Raw genomic sequence first — 19,500 nt, 5'->3', positions numbered from 1 at the left:
CTAATTATTAACTAATGTTAACTAATAGATTAACTAGTGTTAACTATGTAAAAAAGCGTTTAATTCAGAACATTCAGCGTATTTTAAGTAAGGAAGTACTATATGGAGAAATGCAATAGTTTGCTAATAAATAGAGGAGAAAATTGTCTTTCGAAGAGAGTTTGGTAGAGTAGAAATCTCATTTAATTTGTCATTGATGCACTTTTTCTTCTATATAATTAGTTCACGACATTAGATAGCTTCGCAACTCATGCATAGGGTTCTAACATAGAAACTTTCGAGGCGAAAGTTAACAAACAGGGAGAGTTGGGTGCCTTTCTAACAAATAAATTTGAAGAAGACGGAGGAACGCAGTTGGACGTAAAACGTCAACTGCATAAGCCTTTCTAGCTCATAAAATTCGCAGAAAATAAAGGAACACATTAGATAGCTTCGCTACTAATGCATAGGGTCCCAACATAGAAACTTTCGAGGCGAAAGTTAACAAACAGGGAGAGTTGGGCGCCTTTCTAGCTCATAAAATTCGCAGAAAGGCTAAAAATTATTTTTAGGGGTTGCGAATGAATAAATTAGTTTAATTTTATAAAAATTTATAAAAATTAAAAACGTTGTAAAATTAAAATGAATCATTCATAATATTGTTACTATACTAATTCAAGGTGGTTCAACGCATGTCTCATAATGAAAATCTTAAATTGGCGCAACGCGGTGCTTATTTGAGTTTAATTGTATATATAATCTTATCTATTGTTAAGTATGTCACGGGTTTTGTCTTTAACTCTGCAGCTGTAAGAGCCGATGCATTAAACAATATGACAGATATTATCGTTTCTTTAGCTGTTATTATTGGATTGAAAATTTCAATTAAACCTGCCGATCGAAATCATCCTTATGGCCATTTGAAGTCTGAAAATATTTCTTCATTATTGGTGTCATTTGTCATTATGTTTGTAGGTATCCAAGTAGTTATTCAAAATGCACCTCGTTTGTTCAAAGAAGATGACGTTGTACCTAACGCAATAACAATTATCGTCAGCTTAATCAGTGGTCTTGTAATGTTGATTGTATTTGCAGTCAATCAAAGACTAGCGAAAAGAACGAAAAGTAGTTCTTTAAATTCGGCTGCCAAAGATAATTTATCGGATAGTTTAGTCAGCATTGGAACAGCGATAGGATTAATTTTTACGCAAATCGGTTTCCCAATTGTCGATATTATTTTAGCAACATTACTAGGCTTACTAATCGTTTATACTGGTTTTGGTATTTTTAAAGAAGCAATTTTTATGTTGAGTGATGGTTTCAATGAAACTGAATTAGAAGCGTATCGCAATGATATTTTAGAAGTTGATGAAGTACAAGAAGTTAAAAGTATTAAAGGGCGTTACCATGGAAGTAGTGTGTTTATTGATGTCACAATTGTTGTAGATGCTAACCTTTCCTTAGTAGAAGCGCATCAAATTTGTGACAATGTCGAACATCATTTGCACAAAAAAGGTATTTCCTCAGTATACGTTCACCCAGAACCAGACCATCTATAATGTATTTAAACGTCTTCATAGATATATAAATATCTGAGGAGGCGTTTTTATTACATCTATTTTTAGGTTTACCTAAAAATATTTTTTAAACCTTAGAAAAATAGAGAACAAAGGTGTATAATATGATTTGTTATTAGGTGGTTATTGATTCATTTATGAATTAAAAAATGAAAATGGGGAATAGGATTTATGTATTTAATGTCTAGTGATAATTGATTTAATCATTGAATTTTAAAATATATTGAAAAGAAAATTACTAAGATTAAATCATCTTAAAATATCCCTGAAATAACGTCCTAAAGATTAAAGGAAAGAGGTTATAAGTTATGCCAAAATTAATTTTATGTCGTCATGGACAAAGCGAGTGGAATGCTAAAAACTTATTTACTGGATGGGAAGATGTTAATTTATCTGAACAAGGTATTAATGAAGCGACTAGAGCAGGTGAAAAAGTAAGAGAAAATAACATTGCCATCGATGTAGCTTTTACATCGTTATTAACACGTGCTTTAGATACAACGCATTATATTTTAACTGAATCTAAACAACAATGGATTCCTGTATATAAAAGCTGGCGTTTAAATGAACGCCACTATGGTGGATTGCAAGGCTTAAATAAAGATGATGCTAGAAAAGAATTTGGAGAAGAACAAGTACATATTTGGCGTCGTTCTTATGATGTGAAACCACCTGCTGAAACCGAAGAACAACGTGAAGCTTACTTAGCTGATCGTCGATATAATCATTTAGATAAACGTATGATGCCTTATTCTGAAAGTCTGAAAGATACTTTAGTTCGAGTGATACCATTTTGGACAGATCATATTTCACAATATTTGCTAGATGGTCAAACGGTATTAGTTTCTGCACACGGAAATTCAATTCGCGCATTGATTAAATATCTTGAAGATGTGTCAGATGAAGATATCATTAATTATGAAATTAAAACAGGTGCACCGCTTGTTTATGAATTAACGGATGATTTAGAAGTTATAGATAAATACTACTTATAAAAAAAGAGCTGCATGTACACAAGGAGTGAGTGTATATGCAGCTCTTAAATATGTGAAGTAATGTAAGGAAATAGTTAAGTATAGAGTTTATATTAACGAGCTAGGGATACTCGAAAATATAGTTAGACATACAATATAGTCAAATTAAAACAATTATTTCGCTCTTTTATGTTGCTTAATAATCTTTAAAGCACGCTTTCTTGTTTTAATGTTAGGGCTATTTAAATTACGACGAGCAGTCTGTAAATCTAATTTCATCTCTATCCCTCCTTGTAAATATATTATGACCGATAACTACTCATATGTAAATAGTAATGATTACGTTTTAAAGAAATTGTAATAAAGTCGTGCTAATTTTTTGGAAAATGGGTATAATTACCGGATATCTAAAAATGTGTGTCGTTTTTTAGATGGTGAGGGGGAAGCTTTAAATGTCGAAGAAACAAAAATTAACGATGATTATTACTATGCTGATGGGTGGATTTTTTGGATTATTAAATGAAACACTATTAGTGACGGCTTTACCAAGTATTATGAAAGATTTTGAAATTTCATATACACAAGTTCAATGGCTGACAACAGCTTTTTTATTGACTAATGGGATTGTTATTCCTTTGTCCGCGCTTGTTATACAACGTTATACAACAAGACAAGTGTTTTTAGTGGGTATTTCTATCTTTTTCTTAGGTACATTACTCGGCGGCTTGAGTCCGCACTTTGCAACATTATTAGTTGCTAGAATTATTCAGGCGTTAGGCGCAGGTATTATGATGCCATTGATGATGACAACGATTTTGGATGTTTTCCAACCACATGAACGCGGTAAATATATGGGGATATTTGGTTTGGTAATTGGTTTAGCACCAGCTATTGGACCTACTCTTTCAGGTTACCTTGTTGAATATTTTAACTGGAGATCGCTTTTCCATGTTGTCGCTCCAATTGCAGCTGTGACATTTTTAATTGGATTTAAAACGATAAAAAATGTTGGAACTACAATTAAAGTACCTATTGATTTTATTTCTGTCATTTTTTCTGTACTAGGTTTCGGCGGGTTATTGTATGGAACGAGTTCAATTTCAGAAAAAGGTTTTGATAATCCTATCGTATTAGTATCTATGATTGGAGGCGTTGTTTTAGTCGCATTATTTGTATTACGTCAATATCGGCTATCAACACCATTATTAAATTTTGCTGTATTTAAAAATAAACAATTTACAGTTGGTATCATTATTATGGGTGTCACAATGGTATCGATGATTGGTTCGGAAACGATTTTACCTATCTTTGTGCAAAATTTATTGCATCGTTCAGCTTTAGATTCTGGATTAACTTTATTACCAGGAGCAATTGTTATGGCATTTATGTCGATGACTTCGGGTGCTTTATATGAAAAGTTTGGTCCTAGAAATCTTGCTTTAGTAGGTATGGCGATTGTTGTTATTACTACGGCTTATTTTGTTGTAATGGATGAACAAACATCAACAATCATGTTGGCAACAGTTTATGCGATTCGAATGGTTGGTATCGCGTTAGGATTAATTCCAGTAATGACCCATACGATGAATCAATTAAAGCCAGAAATGAATGCACATGGTTCATCTATGACAAACACAGTACAACAAATTGCTGGTTCTATCGGAACAGCTGCATTAATTACTATTTTATCCCATGCAAGCAAAAACTTTTCTCCAACTATGTCAGACTATAATGGCATGAACAAAATTGATATGATGAATCAAATTAAAGTTGATACGATGTTGCATGGTTATCACGCTGGATTTTTATTTGCATTATTGATTACAGTTGTTAGTTTCTTTTGTTCATTTATGTTACAAGGTAAGAAAAAAGAAGTTGATTCTCGTCAATAAATATAAGTTGCTAGCTATATAAAGCTTTTTAGCAAAAGTTCAACATATTGACTTATCCGGCATTTCAGATTAAAATATTTTTATTCCGATTAGAATAATAAGAATAAGGAGATATATTCTATGAAAAGACTTTTATTTGTGATGATAGCTTTCGTTTTCATATTGGCTGCATGCGGAAACAATTCGTCGAAAGACAAGGAAGCTAGTAAAGATAGCAAGACAATTAATGTTGGGACTGAGGGGACTTATGCACCATTTAGTTTCCACGATAAAGATGGTAAATTAACTGGTTACGATATTGATGTTATTAAAGCAGTGGCTAAAGAAGAAGGTTTAAAACTTAAATTTAATGAAACTTCTTGGGATTCTATGTTTGCAGGTTTAGACGCAGGGCGTTTTGATGTAATCGCGAACCAAGTAGGTATTAATCCTGATAGAGAAAAGAAATATAAATTTTCTAAGCCTTACACATTCTCAAGTGCTGTTTTAGTTATTCGTGAAAATGAAAAAGATATTAAAGATTTTGATGATGTTAAAGGTAAGAAGTTAGCACAAACATTCACATCTAATTATGGTAAATTAGCTAAGGATAAAGGTGCTGATATTACAAAAGTTGATGGCTTTAACCAATCAATGGATTTATTATTGTCTAAGCGTGTTGATGGTACATTTAATGATAGTCTGTCATACTTGGATTATAAAAAACAAAAACCTAATGCTAAGATCAAAGCAATCAAAGGTAATGCTGAACAAAGTAGATCTGCATTTGCATTTTCTAAAAAAGCAGATGATGAAACAGTTCAAAAATTCAATGATGGCTTGAAAAAAATCGAGGAAAACGGTGAATTAGCTAAAATAGGTAAGAAATGGTTTGGTCAAGATGTTTCTAAATCTAAATAGCGAACAACAACATGCGCTAGATGCTGCAAAACAAGCTTTCGGACCTATGCTAGAAGGTTTGGTCAAATATTCAATTCCTATTACATTAGTTACATTTGTTTTAGGATTGATTATTGCATTATTTACAGCATTAATGCGAATTTCAACGAGTAAAATTTTAAGAAGTATTTCACGTGTCTATGTATCTATTATTCGAGGAACACCAATGATAGTACAACTATTTATCATATTTTATGGTATTCCAGAATTAGGTAGATTATTAACAAATGACGCTGACAACCAATGGACATTGGCACCTGTAGTGGCTGCTATTATTGGTTTATCATTAAATGTAGGTGCGTATGCTTCGGAAATTATTCGTGGCGGTATTATTTCTATACCGAAAGGACAAACAGAAGCTGCATATTCCATCGGTATGACGTATGGTCAAACGATACAACGTATCATTTTACCGCAGGCAATTCGAGTGTCGATTCCTGCACTAGGTAATACATTTTTAAGTTTAATCAAAGATACATCATTATTAGGATTTATTTTAGTGGCTGAAATGTTTAGAAAAGCTCAAGAAGTTGCGTCTACAACATATGAATATTTAACAATTTATGTGTTAGTTGCGCTAATGTACTGGGTGGTATGCTTTATTATTTCAATTATCCAAGGTATCTATGAATCTTATATTGAAAGAGGGTATCGCTCATGATTCAATTGAACAATATCCATAAATCATTTAATGATGTTGAAGTCATCAAAGGTATTGATTTATCTGTTGAACAAGGTGAGGTTGTAACCTTAATCGGTCGATCTGGTTCAGGTAAAACAACATTGTTACGTATGATTAATGCATTAGAAATTCCAACTGAAGGTACAGTTTATGTTAACGGCAAAACATATACATCTAAAGATAAAAAATCACAAATAGAAGTTCGTAAACAGTCTGGTATGGTATTTCAAAGTTATAACCTTTTTCCGCATAAGACGGCATTAGAAAATGTAATGGAAGGTCTTATCACAGTTAAAAAGTTGAAAAAGGATGAGGCACGTGGGAAATCACTTGAGTTACTTGAGAAAGTTGGTTTAACACATGTCAAAGATCAACGTCCACATGCATTATCAGGTGGTCAACAACAACGTGTTGCTATTGCAAGAGCACTAGCAATGAACCCTAAAGTGATGTTGTTTGATGAACCAACATCTGCACTTGATCCTGAACTTGTGAATGATGTTTTAAAGGTTATTAAAGATTTGGCTAATGAAGGCATGACAATGGTCATTGTGACACATGAAATGCGTTTTGCTAAAGAAGTATCTAATAACATTGTATTTATTCATGAAGGCATGATCGGAGAACAAGGGGCTCCAGAAGAGATGTTCAATCGTCCGAAAACAGAAGAATTAAGACGTTTCTTAAATGTTATAAATGAAGAATAATCAAATAGAACCACGTATCATGTTTTAGTATGGCGATGAAGCCATATACATGATGCGTGGTTCTTTGTTATGTTGTCATAATCTTGGAGCGATATTTTAACGACGTTTATGATTTAAGTACGTTTGTACCTTATATAGTAATGGTTTGATAGGCTTAATAAAGTCACCGATATACTCTTCTACATGTGCGTTAAAACCTTTTTTGAATTGTTGGACGCCATAGTCTTCTGATGACTCTGAAAAGTCACCGGTAATACCATAAAAATTATAGCGATCAATATGATGCGCTTTAGCAAACTTAATCATTTCCCACTGCAAATGGTAGGCACCCATATAAGCATTATATTTAGGGTTTGAACCACTAGATAAGTAATAAACTTCATGCTCATTGTAGATAAATAAAGCAGAAGCTAAGTTTAAGACTGCACCATCTTGTTCAATTTGTTCTATTGTATTGTCGATTTTACGCTTATTGCTATTTAGCTGTTGTTCTAGCTGTGTGCGTTTCGTTTTATTTTTCTTTGAATTAGGACTTTCTTCCAATGCTTCTTCAACACCTGAGAGTTCAGCTGTTAATTGTTGTTGCTTTAATTGTAACGTTTTTAAATACTCGTTTAAATCAATATACGCCAACTTTAACATGGCGTGGTCATCGTATAACTTTTGCATTTCTTCAAAGTATGGTAACTCACGGAATTTGAAACCGTGCTTTTCCTCAGCCATATGGAATAAGTCGAAAAAAGTTTGCGTTTCATCAATCGTTAACGTTTTAGTTTTGACACCAATATCATATGTTTTTTTAATATTACGTCTCGTTTGATAATCCATTTCTTTTAAAAGTTGGTCTTCAGTCTTATCTTTTAAATCTAACACTGACAGCCAACGGATTTGGCTCATTGAATCATAACCTACAGGGAAACCTTGGTGTTTATAACCTAATTTATCCATTGTTCTAACAAATGCTCGGTTATCATAAGATTTAACAATTTCACCGTCTGCATTGCGTAAATTTTCAATTAAATATGGATCTACAAGGACATATAAACAATTGTGTTTCTTTAAATATGACGTTAATGCTTTAAAGAAAAATGCTACTAATGATTGATTTGTATAATCCATCACTGGCCCGCGATGTGTATAAAAATATTTGAAAAATTTAAGTGTGCGTGCTTCTGTCAATAAGCATCCTGCAATCACTTGACCATTGTCATCTTTAACCCCTACAAGATGCACATCGCCTTTTAAATCAACTCTATGATTGTAATGAATAGCTGATTGTGTGTAATGTGAAAAATGCTTTGTTGTAAACGCATTGAACTCATCCGAAGTCAACGTTACAAAGTTCATTTTATCCCATCCCTCTCTGAATTGAACTATAATTTTTGAATTTATTAATAATGCTATTTTTTTATTTTATCAAAAACTGATTACAAATACACATAGAAAATGAAATATATTTTTCTTTGACTATACATAACTGTTATTTCTTTGGATATTTATATTAAATGCATTGGTAGTAGTTGTAGCGCATTAATGTTTGACGGTGTATAGTATTAATTATATTGAAAGTTAGTTGGAAGTTGATAGTAGGAGTGGGAGCATTGAAGCGATTTGTGGCGACGGTATTATTATTACTAGTCTTTATATCAGGATGTGGTAATGATAAATATGTGAAAGAAATAGATGAAGCAGTTAAAATTCAAAATCAAAAACAAGAACAACTTGCCAAAAAAGGCAACGGTGATCGTGTTGATCATTTTGAACGCAAAGATGCTAATATTTATGTCTATGATAAGGATAAAATTATCATTTTAGCTTATAAACCTTTGAGTAATGATGATGAAGTGCATTATTATGCATATGATTTTAGTGATAAACGTGTATCATATAAGCAAGATTTTGATTCGAGACGATATTATCAACAACATGATGCGGATTATCATGAAGAAAATATGACGAACTAGATATGAATAGGAGTTATTATGACTAAAAAATTACTAACATTATTTATAGTGAGCATGTTAATTTTAACAGCTTGCGGTAAAAAAGAATCAGCAACGACATCTTCGAAAAACGGCAAACCATTAGTTGTCGTATATGGCGACTATAAATGTCCTTATTGTAAAGAATTAGATGAAAAAGTCATGCCAAAGTTGCGTAAAAATTATATAGATAATCACAAAGTGGAATACCAATTTGTCAATTTAGCTTTCTTAGGTAAAGACTCAATTGTTGGTTCGCGTGCGAGTCATGCAGTATTGATGTATGCACCTAAATCATTTTTAGATTTTCAAAAGCAATTATTTGCTGCCCAGCAAGATGAAAATAAAGAATGGTTAACAAAAGAACTATTAGATAAACATATTAAACAACTGCATTTAGATAAAGAGACGGAAAATAAAATTATAAAAGATTACAAGACAAAAGATAGCAAGTCTTGGAAAGCTGCAGAGAAAGATAAAAAAATAGCGAAAGATAATCATATAAAAACGACACCAACTGCATTTATTAATGGCGAGAAAGTTGAAGATCCATATGATTATGAAAGTTATGAGAAGTTATTAAAAGATAAAATCAAATAGTCTTAATTGTTGAGATCAGTAAGTGATACCAATTTATTAGGACAATACGAAAAGGCAATTTCTATTAGCGATATGATAGAGATTGTCTTTTTAATGTATGAAGTCTAAATAGGTGGAAATTATCATGTAAACATTGTTTAGTAGGGAATCAGTACAGGATAGGTATTGATTCTTCCCCGTGCGAAATCTTGATTAGTAGTTTTTTTCTGTGTCGCTTGTTTTATTGTACAGATATTTGTACAATTGAGGTGTGTTAAAAGGAGGCGATAAATATGATTATTAAAAATTATTCATACGCTCGACAGAATTTAAAGGCACTTATGACAAAAGTAAATGATGATAGTGATATGGTAACTGTAACATCTACTGATGATAAAAACGTAGTAATCATGTCAGAATCAGATTATAACTCCATGATGGAAACACTTTACCTCCAACAGAACCCAAATAATGCTGAACACTTAGCTCAATCAATTGCAGATCTAGAACGTGGGAAAACTATAACGAAAGATATAGATGTATAATGGCTAGGTTAAATATTACGTTTTCGCCTCAAGCCTTTGAAGATTATAAGTATTTTCAGCAGAACGATAAAAAAATGGTGAAGAAGATTAATGAGTTACTTAAAAGTATTGACAGAAATGGTGCATTGGAAGGTATAGGTAAGCCTGAAAAGTTAAAATCGAATCTGACTGGGTATTATAGTAGACGTATCAATCACGAACATAGATTGGTTTATACAGTAGATGACAATCATATAAAAATAGCATCATGTAAATACCATTATTAAATCTAAAAGTCACACTATAAAAATAGGGTAAGTTATTTTAGGACAATATGAAAAGGCAATTTCTATTAGCAATATGATAGAGATTGTCTTTTTTTCTTATATTATGACGTTCGTAAATACTATAAAGTTTTCTGTATCATATTTGTACAATAGTCATGTATTAGATAAAACGAAAAGTGGTAAATACCTAAAGTATGATTCGACTTTATATTATTTATAAAAACAGTGCTTGTATTTTAAGTAGCATGAGTATATAATTTTAAAACGTAAAGATTACTATTTAGGAGGGTGACTATGAAAAAGAAATTAGGTATGTTACTTCTTGTACCAGCCGTAACTTTATCATTAGCCGCATGTGGGAATGATGATGGAAAAGATAAAGATGGCAAGGTAACAATTAAAACGACAGTTTATCCATTGCAATCATTTGCAGAGCAAATTGGTGGAAAACACGTGAAGGTATCATCAATCTATCCAGCAGGGACAGATTTACATAGCTATGAACCAACACAAAAAGATATATTAAGTGCAAGCAAGTCAGACTTGTTTATGTATACAGGGGATAATTTAGATCCGGTTGCTAAGAAAGTTGCATCTACTATCAAAGATAAAGATAAAAAACTGTCTTTAGAGGATAAATTAGATAAAGCAAAGCTTTTAACTGATCAACACGAGCATGGTGAAGAGCATGAACATGAGGGACATGATCATGAGAAAGAAGAACATCATCATCATCATGGTGGATATGATCCACACGTATGGTTAGATCCTAAAATTAACCAAACTTTCGCTAAAGAAATTAAAGATGAATTAGTGAAAAAAGATCCAAAACATAAAGATGACTATGAGAAAAACTACAAAAAATTAAACGACGATCTTAAGAAAATTGATAACGATATGAAGCAAGTTACAAAAGATAAGCAAGGTAATGCAGTATTCATTTCACATGAATCAATTGGATACTTAGCTGATTGTTATGGTTTTGTTCAAAAAGGTATTCAAAACATGAATGCTGAAGATCCATCACAAAAAGAATTAACTAAAATTGTTAAAGAAATTAGAGATAGCAATGCTAAATATATTCTTTACGAAGATAATGTTGCGAATAAAGTGACTGAAACAATTCGTAAAGAAACAGATGCGAAGCCTTTAAAATTCTACAACATGGAGTCTTTAAATAAAGAACAACAGAAAAAAGATAATATTACGTATCAATCATTAATGAAATCTAATATTGAAAATATCGGTAAAGCTTTAGACAGTGGTGTTAAAGTGAAAGACGACAAAGCTGAAAGTAAACATGACAAAGCAATTTCTGATGGGTATTTTAAAGATGAGCAAGTTAAAGACCGTGAATTAAGCGATTATGCTGGTGAATGGCAATCTGTTTACCCTTACTTAAAAGACGGTACGCTTGATGAAGTGATGGAACATAAAGCTGAAAATGATCCGAAGAAATCTGCTAAAGATTTAAAAGCTTATTATGACAAAGGATATAAAACTGATATTACTAACATTGATATAAAAGGAAATGAAATTACATTTACTAAAGATGGTAAGAAACACACTGGTAAATATGAATACAATGGTAAGAAAACATTGAAATATCCTAAAGGTAACCGTGGCGTGAGATTTATGTTTAAATTGGTCGATGGTAATGATAAAGACTTACCGAAATTCATCCAATTTAGCGATCACAACATTGCACCTAAAAAGGCAGAACACTTCCATATCTTTATGGGTAATGATAATGACGCGTTATTAAAAGAAATGGATAACTGGCCAACATATTATCCTTCAAAATTAAATAAAGACCAAATCAAAGAAGAAATGTTAGCGCATTAATTCAACAGGTTTGCACACTCTACTCAACTGTTAATAGCTGAATAGAGTGTGTTTTTTATTTCGTAGTTATCAATTTCAACAGAGGGAATGATTAATATTACTATAGTTTATAACAAATGATTTGGTAACATATGTTACTCAATGCATGTTAAGATGAGTAAATATAAAAGATAGGGAGTGGGAAGATGACGATTAAAGTTGAAGATAATAAAATTATTTTTTCAAGAACGATAGAAGCACCGATTGAAAAGGTGTTTGATGCCTATACGACAAAAGCATTATTTGAAAAATGGTTTCATCCAAAAGACGCTAGTACCAAAGTGTTTCGCTTTAATGCTGTTTCAGGCGGTGATGCATTTTATGCGATTAAAACACCTACAATGACCAGCTATACATTAGCAGAATATAAAACGGTTAAGCGTCCATATTTAATTGAATATATTGACTCATTTGCGACACCTCAAGGTGCAAAAGATACAAAAATGCCAAGCATGAAAATTACTTTGTCATTTTCCAAGAGCAATACAACGAAAACGACAGTGACATCAACATCGGTATTTCCAACAAAAGAAGCCGCTCAACAAGTCATAAACATGGGTGTTGAACAAGGTATGAATCAAACTTTAGATCAACTTGATGCTTTATTGAAATAAAGTTGTTGAAAATATGTAAAAACTTTTTTGTTTCATTCGGTTTATAATAATCTTGTAATATTATAAAAATGAGGGATGATTCGATGGTAGAACGTTATATCAAAGTTTTAATATTATATATTTTCACAACACTACTATCTTCTATTTCAGTAACGTCAAAATGTGTACCTAATAAAGTTATAAGGTTTATTTTACGTACTGCAATTGGTTACAGTGTATTTGCATATGGTTTACATTACTTTTCAAATTTAAAAAAGAATAAGTAATACTTTACATAAAGCGAGATAAAATGAGCGTCGTAATATCTTAAATCATAAAGATATTAGCCAATCACGCGATTTATCTCGCTGTTTTTATGAAAGAAAACTACATTTTCGAGAGAATAAAAAGATTTTTCTGAAATTTAATCTATCAATTACATTGATTTACTAATATAATTAGAAAGTAAATTTTATTTGATCAAAGTAAATGGGGGAAGTACTGTGATAGAAAATAAGAAAACAGTTGAAGATACATATTCAACAGGCGCAATTGTTGATTCAATATCATCTTCAGTACAAATGAAGCAAGTAATGGTACAGCAAACACCTGGCCGATATATGCTTAAAGCAATGATGGCCGGATTTTTACTCTCAATCGTTACTGTATTTATGTTCGGAATAAAGACGCAGTTTGCGAGTACTCACGTAGATGGACTTATCAATTTAATGGGAGCCATTGCGTTTAGTTTAGGTTTGATTTTAGTTGTATTAACTAACTCTGAATTATTAACAAGTAACTTCATGTACTTTACAGTAGGCTGGTATTATAAAGTCGTTTCTGTTAAGAAGATGACTTGGATTTTATTATATTGTTTCTTAGGAAATATTTTAGGTGGGTTTGTGTTATTTTTCTTAATGAAATTTGCGCATGTCATGACACCTGAAATGACACAAGCTTTAACAGCTTTAGTTCAGAAAAAGACTGTTGATTCAACATGGTTGAATATTTTTACAAAAGGTATTTTCTGTAACTTCTTTATTAATATTGGTATTTTCATCTCTATGCAATTCAAAGGCGGCTTAACAAAGGCATTCTTCATAGCTTGTGGTGTCGTGGTCTTTGTATACATGGGATATGAGCACGTTGTGTTCAATGCAGGTCTATATGCAGGTATGGTATTCTTTAACCTTGATGCAGTTTCATGGTTACACGTTTTAAAAAATATCGTTTTTGCTTTCTTAGGTAACTTTGTCGGTGGCGGTATTTTTGTAGGTCTCGTTTATGCTTTCTTAAATGGTAAGCGTAATCGTTTAGAGCAACAATAATTAAGATGTAGTGATTAAATAGCGTAACAATGAATCATTCTTCCAAACCATTCATGAATTTGAATGGTTTTTTACGTTGAGAGAGTAATTTTTAATAAGTTTCATGAGAGTATTGGTGTATTCAGATGAAGCATACTTTCTGACATGTGATAAATTTATTGATACACTTTGATGGATATTTATTTTAAAAATAAAATATGGTTAAATCATTTAAAAAAGAGTGGGGATTAATATGACAAAAACGATGATTCGACTCGCAAGTGAACAAGATGCAGAAAAATTGCAACAACTCATGCATGAAGCATTTACGCCTCTAAGAGAACTAGGTATTGATTGGCCTTCGGTTAATGCTAATTTAGATGCTGTTAAAGAAAATATAGATAAAAATACTACATTTGTCATGACAATTGATGATGAAATTATATCTACGATTACGGTTAGATATCCTTGGGGAAGTGTGAAAAGTATTTCGGGTTATCCTTTTGTCTGGTGGTTTGCGACAAATCCTGAGTATGAAGGGAAAGGCTATGGTAGCCAATTACTTACTTATGTTGAAGAAGCATTTTTGCGAGATACGTTAAAGTCAGCGGCAGTTACTTTAGGTACATCTGCAAGATTGCATCCGTGGTTACTTAAAATTTATGAAAAAAGAGGTTATGAAATATACAGCGAACATGAAAATGATGATGGCGATTTAGGTGTGATCATGCGCAAAGTATTGATACCCGAGCGCTTTGACGAAACAATATTAGGCCAACCACCATTTTAAGATAATAATATACACTACAAGCGACCGATATATTAATGCTTGCTCAAATAAATGTTGAGTAGGGATTCATATATCGGTCGCTTTTTTTGATTTAACAAAAAGGGAAAATGTATAAGGAATATGCATGACTACAGGCATCAGGGAATTCCCTGATTTTACATTATAATGTGATTCTTTTCACAAAAACAAAATGATTTGGTATACAATACGTGTGAAAGGGTTGGTAAATGTGAATGGGAATATCATTGTTGCACATGGCATGAGGCACGGACGACAGAATCAAGCGTTAGAAGCATTTATTTCTGAATTAGTAAAAGATGATATACATCACTATGATATTGCGTTTTTAGAAAGTGAGCATCAGGATTTAGAGACGGTAATGACGACGTTGATTCAAAGTGGGGTTGACCATTTTAAAATTGTACCATTGCTAATCTTTAGTGCAATGCATTATCTCAAGGATATACCGAATATCGTTCATGAAATGAAACGACGGTATCCAGACATAAAGGTAGAAGTAAGCGAGCCACTTGGCACACATCCTTTAATGAGACGATTAATTGAACAACGTATTTGTGACGCATTAGCAGGTGACGAACAACAAGTTGGAGTTATGGTTGTTGCACACGGCAATATTAATGGAAAGTTTACTAAGGCACACGAAGAGTTACAAATATGCGCTCAAAATTTGCAAATTAGCAAGCCGACATATGCGAGAACGCTATATGGAGAGATTAGTTTTACACATGATTTAGAAAGCATCTCGAAACGGTATCAAAAATTGATTGTCGTACCATTATTTTTATATGACGGAAGACTTGTTAACAAAGTGAAGCAGCAAATGAATGACATGGTTATTAATACAGATATACACTTCACACCTTCAATTAACTTCGACCCAATTTTAAAGCAAATCATTAACGATAGATTAGAAAGCTTAATGATTCCAATGAAAATATAAAAGCACTAACGAAAAATTAATACCTTTTTTTGAAATAAATATTATGGAGTAAAGGGGCATATTTTATGGCAAAGCAAAAACTAGTAATGATTGGTAACGGTATGGCGGGCATTCGAACAATCGAAGAAATATTAGAGCGCGCCAACGATTTATATGATATTACGGTAATAGGTAAAGAACCTTATCCAAACTATAACCGCATCATGCTTTCAAATATTTTACAAAATAAAATGACAGTTGAAGAAACAATTATGAATCCATATGAGTGGTATGAGGAACATGGTATCGAGTTAATTACAAATGATCCTGTAATTGAAGTAGATAGAGCAAATCAATCAGTTACTACTGCAAATGGTATTGAAGTATCATACGATAAATTGATTTTTGCGACAGGTTCTAAAGCATTCGTCATTCCAGTTCCAGGTTCGACATTACCGAGTGTAATTGGTTGGAGAACGATTGATGATACTGAACAAATGATGAACATTGCTAAGACTAAAAAGAAAGCAATTGTAATTGGTGGAGGATTACTAGGTTTAGAGTGTGCACGTGGTTTATTAGATCAAGGTATGGAAGTAACGGTGTTACATTTAGCTGAATGGTTGATGGAAATGCAACTAGACCGTAAAGCTGGAAATATGCTTAAAGCAGATCTAGAAAAGCAAGGTATGAAGTTTGAAATGCAAGCCAACACAACTGAAATCTTAGGAGAAGATGATGTTGAGGGTGTTAAATTGGCTGATGGACGCGAGATTCCGGCAGACTTAGTTGTTATGGCAGTAGGTATACGACCATACACAGAAGTAGCCAAAGAATCAGGTCTAGATGTTAATCGTGGTATTGTTGTCAATGATGTGATGCAAACAAGTGATAGCAATGTATATGCAGTTGGTGAATGTGCAGAACATAACGGCAAAGTTTATGGACTCGTTGCACCACTATATGAACAAGGTAAAGTATTAGCTGATCATTTAACAAATAAAGAAACGAACGGATACAAGGGATCAACAACATTTACGTCATTAAAAGTTTCTGGGTGTGACTTGTATAGTGCTGGTCAAATTGTAGAAAATGCAGAAATTAAAGGTATTGAAATATTTAATAGTGTTGATAATAACTATAAAAAAATCTTTTTAAAAGACGGTAATGTAGTTGGTGCAGTACTATATGGTGATATCGATGATGGTTCACGCTTTTATAACATGATGAAAAAAGGTGAATCCACTGAAGATTACACACTTGTATCATTGCTTACTAAAGGTGGAGAAGAGGCATCGCTATCAATTGCTGATATGGCTGATGATGAAACAATTTGTGGTTGTAATGGTGTTGATAAAGGTACTATAGTAAATGCGATTACGGAAAATGGCTTTACAACAGTTGAAGAAGTAACGGCTAAAACAAAAGCGGGGAATTCATGTGGTAAATGTAAACCGCAAATTGCTCAAATATTGCAGCACACCTTAGGAGATGACTTTGTTGCCGCAAAACCTGCTGGTATATGTGGTTGTACTGATTTGACACGCGATCAAATAGTAACGCAAATAAGAGCGAAAGGTTTAAAAACATCTAAAGAAGTTCGACATGTTTTAAACTTTAAAAATAAAGGTGGATGTCCAAAATGTCGACCAGCAATCAACTATTATTTAAACATGGTTTATCCACATGATCATGAAGATGAAAGAGAATCAAGATTTGCTAACGAACGTTACCATGCGAATATTCAAAATGATGGTACATTTTCTGTTATACCTCAAATGCGTGGGGGTGTTACAGATGCAGACCAACTGATTCGTCTAGGAGAAGTGGCTAAGAAATATCATGTGCCACTAGTTAAAGTGACAGGTTCACAACGTGTTGGTTTGTATGGAGTTAAAAAAGAAGAATTACCAAATATATGGGAAGACCTAGGTATGCGTTCAGCATCAGCTTATGGTAAGAAAACACGCTCAGTTAAAAGCTGTGTTGGTAAAGAGTTTTGTCGATTTGGTACGCAATACACGACACGACTTGGCATTCGTTTAGAAAAAACATTTGAATACATCGATACACCTCATAAATTCAAAATGGGTGTATCAGGCTGCCCAAGAAGTTGTGTTGAATCAGGTGTTAAAGATTTTGGTATTATCTCAGTTGAAAATGGATTCCAAATCTATATCGGTGGTAATGGTGGTACAGAAGTTGAAAAAGCTGAATTTTTAACAACTGTAGAAACAGAAGATGAAGTAATCAAATTATGTGGTGCTTTGATGCAATATTATCGCGAAACAGGTATATATGCTGAAAGAACAGCGCCATGGTTAAGAAGACTTGGATTTGAAAATGTAAAAGAAGTCTTACTTGACCCAGAAAGACAAAATGAACTATTTGAACGCATTATGGATGCTAAAAAAGCAGTCGAAGCTGAACCTTGGGAAGCAATAACTAGCAATGCTCAAGCACGTAGAATTTTTGAAGTGGAGAAGGTGTAATACATGGAAACAAAAGAAAAAATTAAAGTGACAACTATAGATGAATTAACACCCCTAATTGGAAAAAAGGTTATTGTCAAAGGCAAAGAGGTAGGGTTGTTTTTAACAGAAAGTGGCAAAATTCATGCGATTCACAATATCTGTCCACACAAACAAGGACCATTGTCTGAAGGGACAGTGAGTGGGGAATATGTATTTTGCCCGCTCCACGATCAAAAAATTGATTTAAATACAGGTATTGTTCAAGAACCTGATGAAGGTTGTGTAGATGTTTATGAGGTAGAAGTTACAGACGGGAACGTATATATATGTCTGTAGAGGAATATGGCAAGGTTTACTTGATAGGTGCGGGTCCAGGTAATCCGAATTATTTGACGAAAAAGGCTGAGCGTTTAATACGTGAAGCGGATGTCATTCTATATGATCGATTAGTGAATCCGTTAATTTTACAATATGCGAATTTGACTACTGAAATTATCGATGTTGGTAAAAAGCCGTATGCAAAACATATTCAGCAAGAAAAAATAAATGACTGTATCGTGGAAGCAGCGCGTCGATATAACAAGGTTGTTAGACTTAAAGGTGGCGATCCAGCGATATTTGGTCGTGTGCAAGAAGAAGTCGACATACTAAATGAACATCATATTGCGTTTGAAATTGTACCAGGGGTGACATCAGCGAGCGCAGCAGTTGCTACTATGCAGACAGGTTTGACAATGCGTACAGTTGCTAAAAGTGTGACATTTTCTACAGGTCACTTTAAAGATTCAGAAGAAAATGAAGTGGATGTCAATTCCTTAGTGAATGGTGGCACGTTAGCAATTTATATGGGGGTAAAACGTTTAGGGAAAATTATCACACAGATACAACAATACACAGATATTGATTACCCGATAGCGATTGTCTTTCAAGCATCGTGTTTTAACGAGTTTGTTGTTAAGGGGCGTTTAAGTAATATTATTTCAAAATTGCAACACTATTCAATTGAGGCGAAACCAGGTATATGTATTATAGGGGAAGTTGTTGATTATACTGAAAACACTCCTAAATCATATGATCCTATGAAGCAATTTTATGTAGTAAGTGGTTCTAAACATGACGCCCTTATGCTCTGTGAACATTTATATGACGAAGGTTATGGCTGTTTGCTAAACCCAAATGATACATCGAATGGCACATATCATTCGTCGCAATATGATTACTATGATGCATTTATTAAGCAGCAAGAAAATGTAACATATATTTCAACCGATCGTGCAGATGCTAATACAGTGTTATGTCACTAATTTATAAAAAATAAATGAATAAGTAAGGTTTCAACCGAGAGAATATATTCGTGTTGAAGCCTTATTTGTCGTTGTGCCAAATTTGA

At 32.9% G+C, this 19,500-nt stretch carries 23 protein-coding genes and 1 pseudogene; 22 read left to right on the top strand and 2 right to left on the bottom strand.

The genetic code is table 11. From position 1 onward, the window contains the following. The first annotated feature begins 14 nt into the window (after positions 1-14). From AA076_RS15590 to AA076_RS12350, 3 genes are all read left to right on the top strand, one after another. On the top strand, positions 15-119 hold the full coding sequence (locus tag AA076_RS15590) for a hypothetical protein (RefSeq protein ID WP_001789935.1): 105 nt from the start codon (positions 15-17) through the stop codon (positions 117-119). A gap of 552 nt (positions 120-671) precedes the next feature. After that, positions 672-1,538, top strand: coding sequence for a cation diffusion facilitator family transporter (locus AA076_RS12355; RefSeq protein ID WP_000019127.1), 867 nt, complete (start codon positions 672-674; stop codon positions 1,536-1,538). Positions 1,539-1,864: 326 nt separating this feature from the next. Continuing rightward, positions 1,865-2,551, top strand: a complete 687-nt coding sequence (locus AA076_RS12350) for a 2,3-diphosphoglycerate-dependent phosphoglycerate mutase (RefSeq protein WP_001125208.1) — start codon at positions 1,865-1,867, stop codon at positions 2,549-2,551. Positions 2,552-2,704: 153 nt separating this feature from the next. Here the strand turns inward: AA076_RS12350 and AA076_RS15585 are convergent, their stop codons facing one another. Further along, the gene (locus AA076_RS15585) at positions 2,705-2,809 is read right to left on the bottom strand and encodes a putative metal homeostasis protein (RefSeq protein ID WP_000762708.1); all 105 of its coding nucleotides are present in this window, start codon (positions 2,807-2,809) and stop codon (positions 2,705-2,707) included. A 173-nt stretch (positions 2,810-2,982) separates the two neighbouring features. Here AA076_RS15585 and mdeA point away from each other — a divergent pair, with 173 nt between their 5' ends. The 4 genes from mdeA to AA076_RS12320 all read left to right on the top strand — a co-directional run bounded on the left by mdeA (position 2,983) and on the right by AA076_RS12320 (position 6,750). Beyond that, on the top strand, positions 2,983-4,422 hold the full coding sequence (mdeA, locus tag AA076_RS12335; protein WP_000038961.1) for a multidrug efflux MFS transporter MdeA: 1,440 nt from the start codon (positions 2,983-2,985) through the stop codon (positions 4,420-4,422). A 120-nt stretch (positions 4,423-4,542) separates the two neighbouring features. Then, positions 4,543-5,322, top strand: coding sequence for a transporter substrate-binding domain-containing protein (locus tag AA076_RS12330; RefSeq protein WP_000825929.1), 780 nt, complete (start codon positions 4,543-4,545; stop codon positions 5,320-5,322). Continuing rightward, on the top strand, positions 5,303-6,022 hold the full coding sequence (locus tag AA076_RS12325) for an amino acid ABC transporter permease (RefSeq protein ID WP_000479576.1): 720 nt from the start codon (positions 5,303-5,305) through the stop codon (positions 6,020-6,022). The genes AA076_RS12330 and AA076_RS12325 overlap by 20 nt, the downstream gene beginning before the upstream one ends. Next, positions 6,019-6,750, top strand: a complete 732-nt coding sequence (locus AA076_RS12320) for an amino acid ABC transporter ATP-binding protein (RefSeq protein WP_000615461.1) — start codon at positions 6,019-6,021, stop codon at positions 6,748-6,750. Before AA076_RS12325 ends, AA076_RS12320 begins: the two co-directional genes overlap by 4 nt. A 96-nt stretch (positions 6,751-6,846) precedes the next feature. On the opposite strand, the gene fmhA is transcribed toward AA076_RS12320, so the two are convergent. Then, complete coding sequence (gene fmhA / locus AA076_RS12315) at positions 6,847-8,097, bottom strand: FemA/FemB family glycyltransferase FmhA (RefSeq protein ID WP_001012222.1); 1,251 nt, start codon at positions 8,095-8,097, stop codon at positions 6,847-6,849. Between the two features lie 254 nt (positions 8,098-8,351). On the opposite strand from fmhA, the gene AA076_RS12310 reads away from it, so the two are divergent. The 15 genes and pseudogenes from AA076_RS12310 (at position 8,352) to cobA (ending at position 19,414) form a co-directional block, all read left to right on the top strand. Then, complete coding sequence (locus tag AA076_RS12310) at positions 8,352-8,714, top strand: DUF4467 domain-containing protein (RefSeq protein WP_000819843.1); 363 nt, start codon at positions 8,352-8,354, stop codon at positions 8,712-8,714. A gap of 18 nt (positions 8,715-8,732) precedes the next feature. Then, on the top strand, positions 8,733-9,332 hold the full coding sequence (locus AA076_RS12305; RefSeq protein WP_000162813.1) for a DsbA family protein: 600 nt from the start codon (positions 8,733-8,735) through the stop codon (positions 9,330-9,332). 6 nt (positions 9,333-9,338) lie between these two features. Then, the gene (locus AA076_RS15575; RefSeq protein WP_001791744.1) at positions 9,339-9,440 is read left to right on the top strand and encodes a hypothetical protein; all 102 of its coding nucleotides are present in this window, start codon (positions 9,339-9,341) and stop codon (positions 9,438-9,440) included. A 164-nt stretch (positions 9,441-9,604) separates the two neighbouring features. Continuing rightward, positions 9,605-9,856: a type II toxin-antitoxin system Phd/YefM family antitoxin gene (locus tag AA076_RS12295; protein ID WP_000584499.1), complete on the top strand. Its 252-nt coding sequence runs from the start codon at positions 9,605-9,607 to the stop codon at positions 9,854-9,856. Further along, positions 9,856-10,122: a Txe/YoeB family addiction module toxin gene (locus tag AA076_RS12290; protein ID WP_000113262.1), complete on the top strand. Its 267-nt coding sequence runs from the start codon at positions 9,856-9,858 to the stop codon at positions 10,120-10,122. Before AA076_RS12295 ends, AA076_RS12290 begins: the two co-directional genes overlap by 1 nt. 34 nt (positions 10,123-10,156) lie before the next feature. Beyond that, positions 10,157-10,222: pseudogene (locus AA076_RS15975) on the top strand (hypothetical protein); the annotation flags it as partial. A 194-nt stretch (positions 10,223-10,416) separates the two neighbouring features. Next, complete coding sequence (gene adcA, locus AA076_RS12285; protein ID WP_000727762.1) at positions 10,417-11,967, top strand: zinc ABC transporter substrate-binding lipoprotein AdcA; 1,551 nt, start codon at positions 10,417-10,419, stop codon at positions 11,965-11,967. 185 nt (positions 11,968-12,152) lie between these two features. Then, on the top strand, positions 12,153-12,620 hold the full coding sequence (locus AA076_RS12280; protein ID WP_000153344.1) for an SRPBCC family protein: 468 nt from the start codon (positions 12,153-12,155) through the stop codon (positions 12,618-12,620). An 83-nt stretch (positions 12,621-12,703) separates the two neighbouring features. Then, positions 12,704-12,886: a hypothetical protein gene (locus AA076_RS12275; protein WP_000230294.1), complete on the top strand. Its 183-nt coding sequence runs from the start codon at positions 12,704-12,706 to the stop codon at positions 12,884-12,886. A gap of 216 nt (positions 12,887-13,102) precedes the next feature. Next, positions 13,103-13,927 (top strand): formate/nitrite transporter family protein, encoded by an 825-nt coding sequence (locus AA076_RS12270; protein ID WP_000572040.1) that lies wholly within the window; start codon positions 13,103-13,105, stop codon positions 13,925-13,927. Positions 13,928-14,159: 232 nt separating this feature from the next. Beyond that, a complete protein-coding gene (locus AA076_RS12265) occupies positions 14,160-14,696 on the top strand; it encodes a GNAT family N-acetyltransferase (protein WP_000169317.1) in 537 nt (178 codons plus the stop codon). A 229-nt stretch (positions 14,697-14,925) separates the two neighbouring features. Beyond that, positions 14,926-15,657: a sirohydrochlorin chelatase gene (locus tag AA076_RS12260; protein WP_001014062.1), complete on the top strand. Its 732-nt coding sequence runs from the start codon at positions 14,926-14,928 to the stop codon at positions 15,655-15,657. A 65-nt stretch (positions 15,658-15,722) separates the two neighbouring features. Beyond that, positions 15,723-18,128, top strand: a complete 2,406-nt coding sequence (gene nirB / locus AA076_RS12255) for a nitrite reductase large subunit NirB (RefSeq protein ID WP_001118726.1) — start codon at positions 15,723-15,725, stop codon at positions 18,126-18,128. A 3-nt stretch (positions 18,129-18,131) separates the two neighbouring features. Then, complete coding sequence (nirD, locus tag AA076_RS12250) at positions 18,132-18,446, top strand: nitrite reductase small subunit NirD (protein ID WP_000448222.1); 315 nt, start codon at positions 18,132-18,134, stop codon at positions 18,444-18,446. Continuing rightward, positions 18,437-19,414, top strand: a complete 978-nt coding sequence (gene cobA / locus AA076_RS12245; RefSeq protein WP_000109965.1) for a uroporphyrinogen-III C-methyltransferase — start codon at positions 18,437-18,439, stop codon at positions 19,412-19,414. Before nirD ends, cobA begins: the two co-directional genes overlap by 10 nt. Positions 19,415-19,500: the final 86 nt, after the last annotated feature.

It is taken from the genome of Staphylococcus aureus, assembly GCF_001027105.1.
Lineage (GTDB): Bacteria > Bacillota > Bacilli > Staphylococcales > Staphylococcaceae > Staphylococcus > Staphylococcus aureus.
This window is presented reverse-complemented; position numbering and strand designations above follow the sequence as displayed.

What these genes read in the sequence shown, in the direction of transcription:
- AA076_RS12350 (WP_001125208.1), top strand. Translation starts at nt 1,865, where the DNA reads ATGCCAAAATTAATTTTATGTCGTCATGGACAAAGCGAGTGGAATGCT.
- AA076_RS12280 (WP_000153344.1), top strand. Translation starts at nt 12,153, where the DNA reads ATGACGATTAAAGTTGAAGATAATAAAATTATTTTTTCAAGAACGATA.
- AA076_RS12325 (WP_000479576.1), top strand. Translation starts at nt 5,303, where the DNA reads ATGTTTCTAAATCTAAATAGCGAACAACAACATGCGCTAGATGCTGCA.
- AA076_RS12295 (WP_000584499.1), top strand. Translation starts at nt 9,605, where the DNA reads ATGATTATTAAAAATTATTCATACGCTCGACAGAATTTAAAGGCACTT.
- nirB (WP_001118726.1), top strand. Translation starts at nt 15,723, where the DNA reads ATGGCAAAGCAAAAACTAGTAATGATTGGTAACGGTATGGCGGGCATT.
- AA076_RS15590 (WP_001789935.1), top strand. Translation starts at nt 15, where the DNA reads ATGTTAACTAATAGATTAACTAGTGTTAACTATGTAAAAAAGCGTTTA.
- AA076_RS12355 (WP_000019127.1), top strand. Translation starts at nt 672, where the DNA reads ATGTCTCATAATGAAAATCTTAAATTGGCGCAACGCGGTGCTTATTTG.
- AA076_RS12330 (WP_000825929.1), top strand. Translation starts at nt 4,543, where the DNA reads ATGAAAAGACTTTTATTTGTGATGATAGCTTTCGTTTTCATATTGGCT.
- AA076_RS15585 (WP_000762708.1), bottom strand. Translation starts at nt 2,809, where the DNA reads ATGAAATTAGATTTACAGACTGCTCGTCGTAATTTAAATAGCCCTAAC.
- AA076_RS12275 (WP_000230294.1), top strand. Translation starts at nt 12,704, where the DNA reads ATGGTAGAACGTTATATCAAAGTTTTAATATTATATATTTTCACAACA.
- cobA (WP_000109965.1), top strand. Translation starts at nt 18,437, where the DNA reads ATGTCTGTAGAGGAATATGGCAAGGTTTACTTGATAGGTGCGGGTCCA.
- AA076_RS12305 (WP_000162813.1), top strand. Translation starts at nt 8,733, where the DNA reads ATGACTAAAAAATTACTAACATTATTTATAGTGAGCATGTTAATTTTA.
- adcA (WP_000727762.1), top strand. Translation starts at nt 10,417, where the DNA reads ATGAAAAAGAAATTAGGTATGTTACTTCTTGTACCAGCCGTAACTTTA.
- AA076_RS12265 (WP_000169317.1), top strand. Translation starts at nt 14,160, where the DNA reads ATGACAAAAACGATGATTCGACTCGCAAGTGAACAAGATGCAGAAAAA.
- AA076_RS12290 (WP_000113262.1), top strand. Translation starts at nt 9,856, where the DNA reads ATGGCTAGGTTAAATATTACGTTTTCGCCTCAAGCCTTTGAAGATTAT.
- fmhA (WP_001012222.1), bottom strand. Translation starts at nt 8,097, where the DNA reads ATGAACTTTGTAACGTTGACTTCGGATGAGTTCAATGCGTTTACAACA.
- nirD (WP_000448222.1), top strand. Translation starts at nt 18,132, where the DNA reads ATGGAAACAAAAGAAAAAATTAAAGTGACAACTATAGATGAATTAACA.
- AA076_RS12320 (WP_000615461.1), top strand. Translation starts at nt 6,019, where the DNA reads ATGATTCAATTGAACAATATCCATAAATCATTTAATGATGTTGAAGTC.
- mdeA (WP_000038961.1), top strand. Translation starts at nt 2,983, where the DNA reads ATGTCGAAGAAACAAAAATTAACGATGATTATTACTATGCTGATGGGT.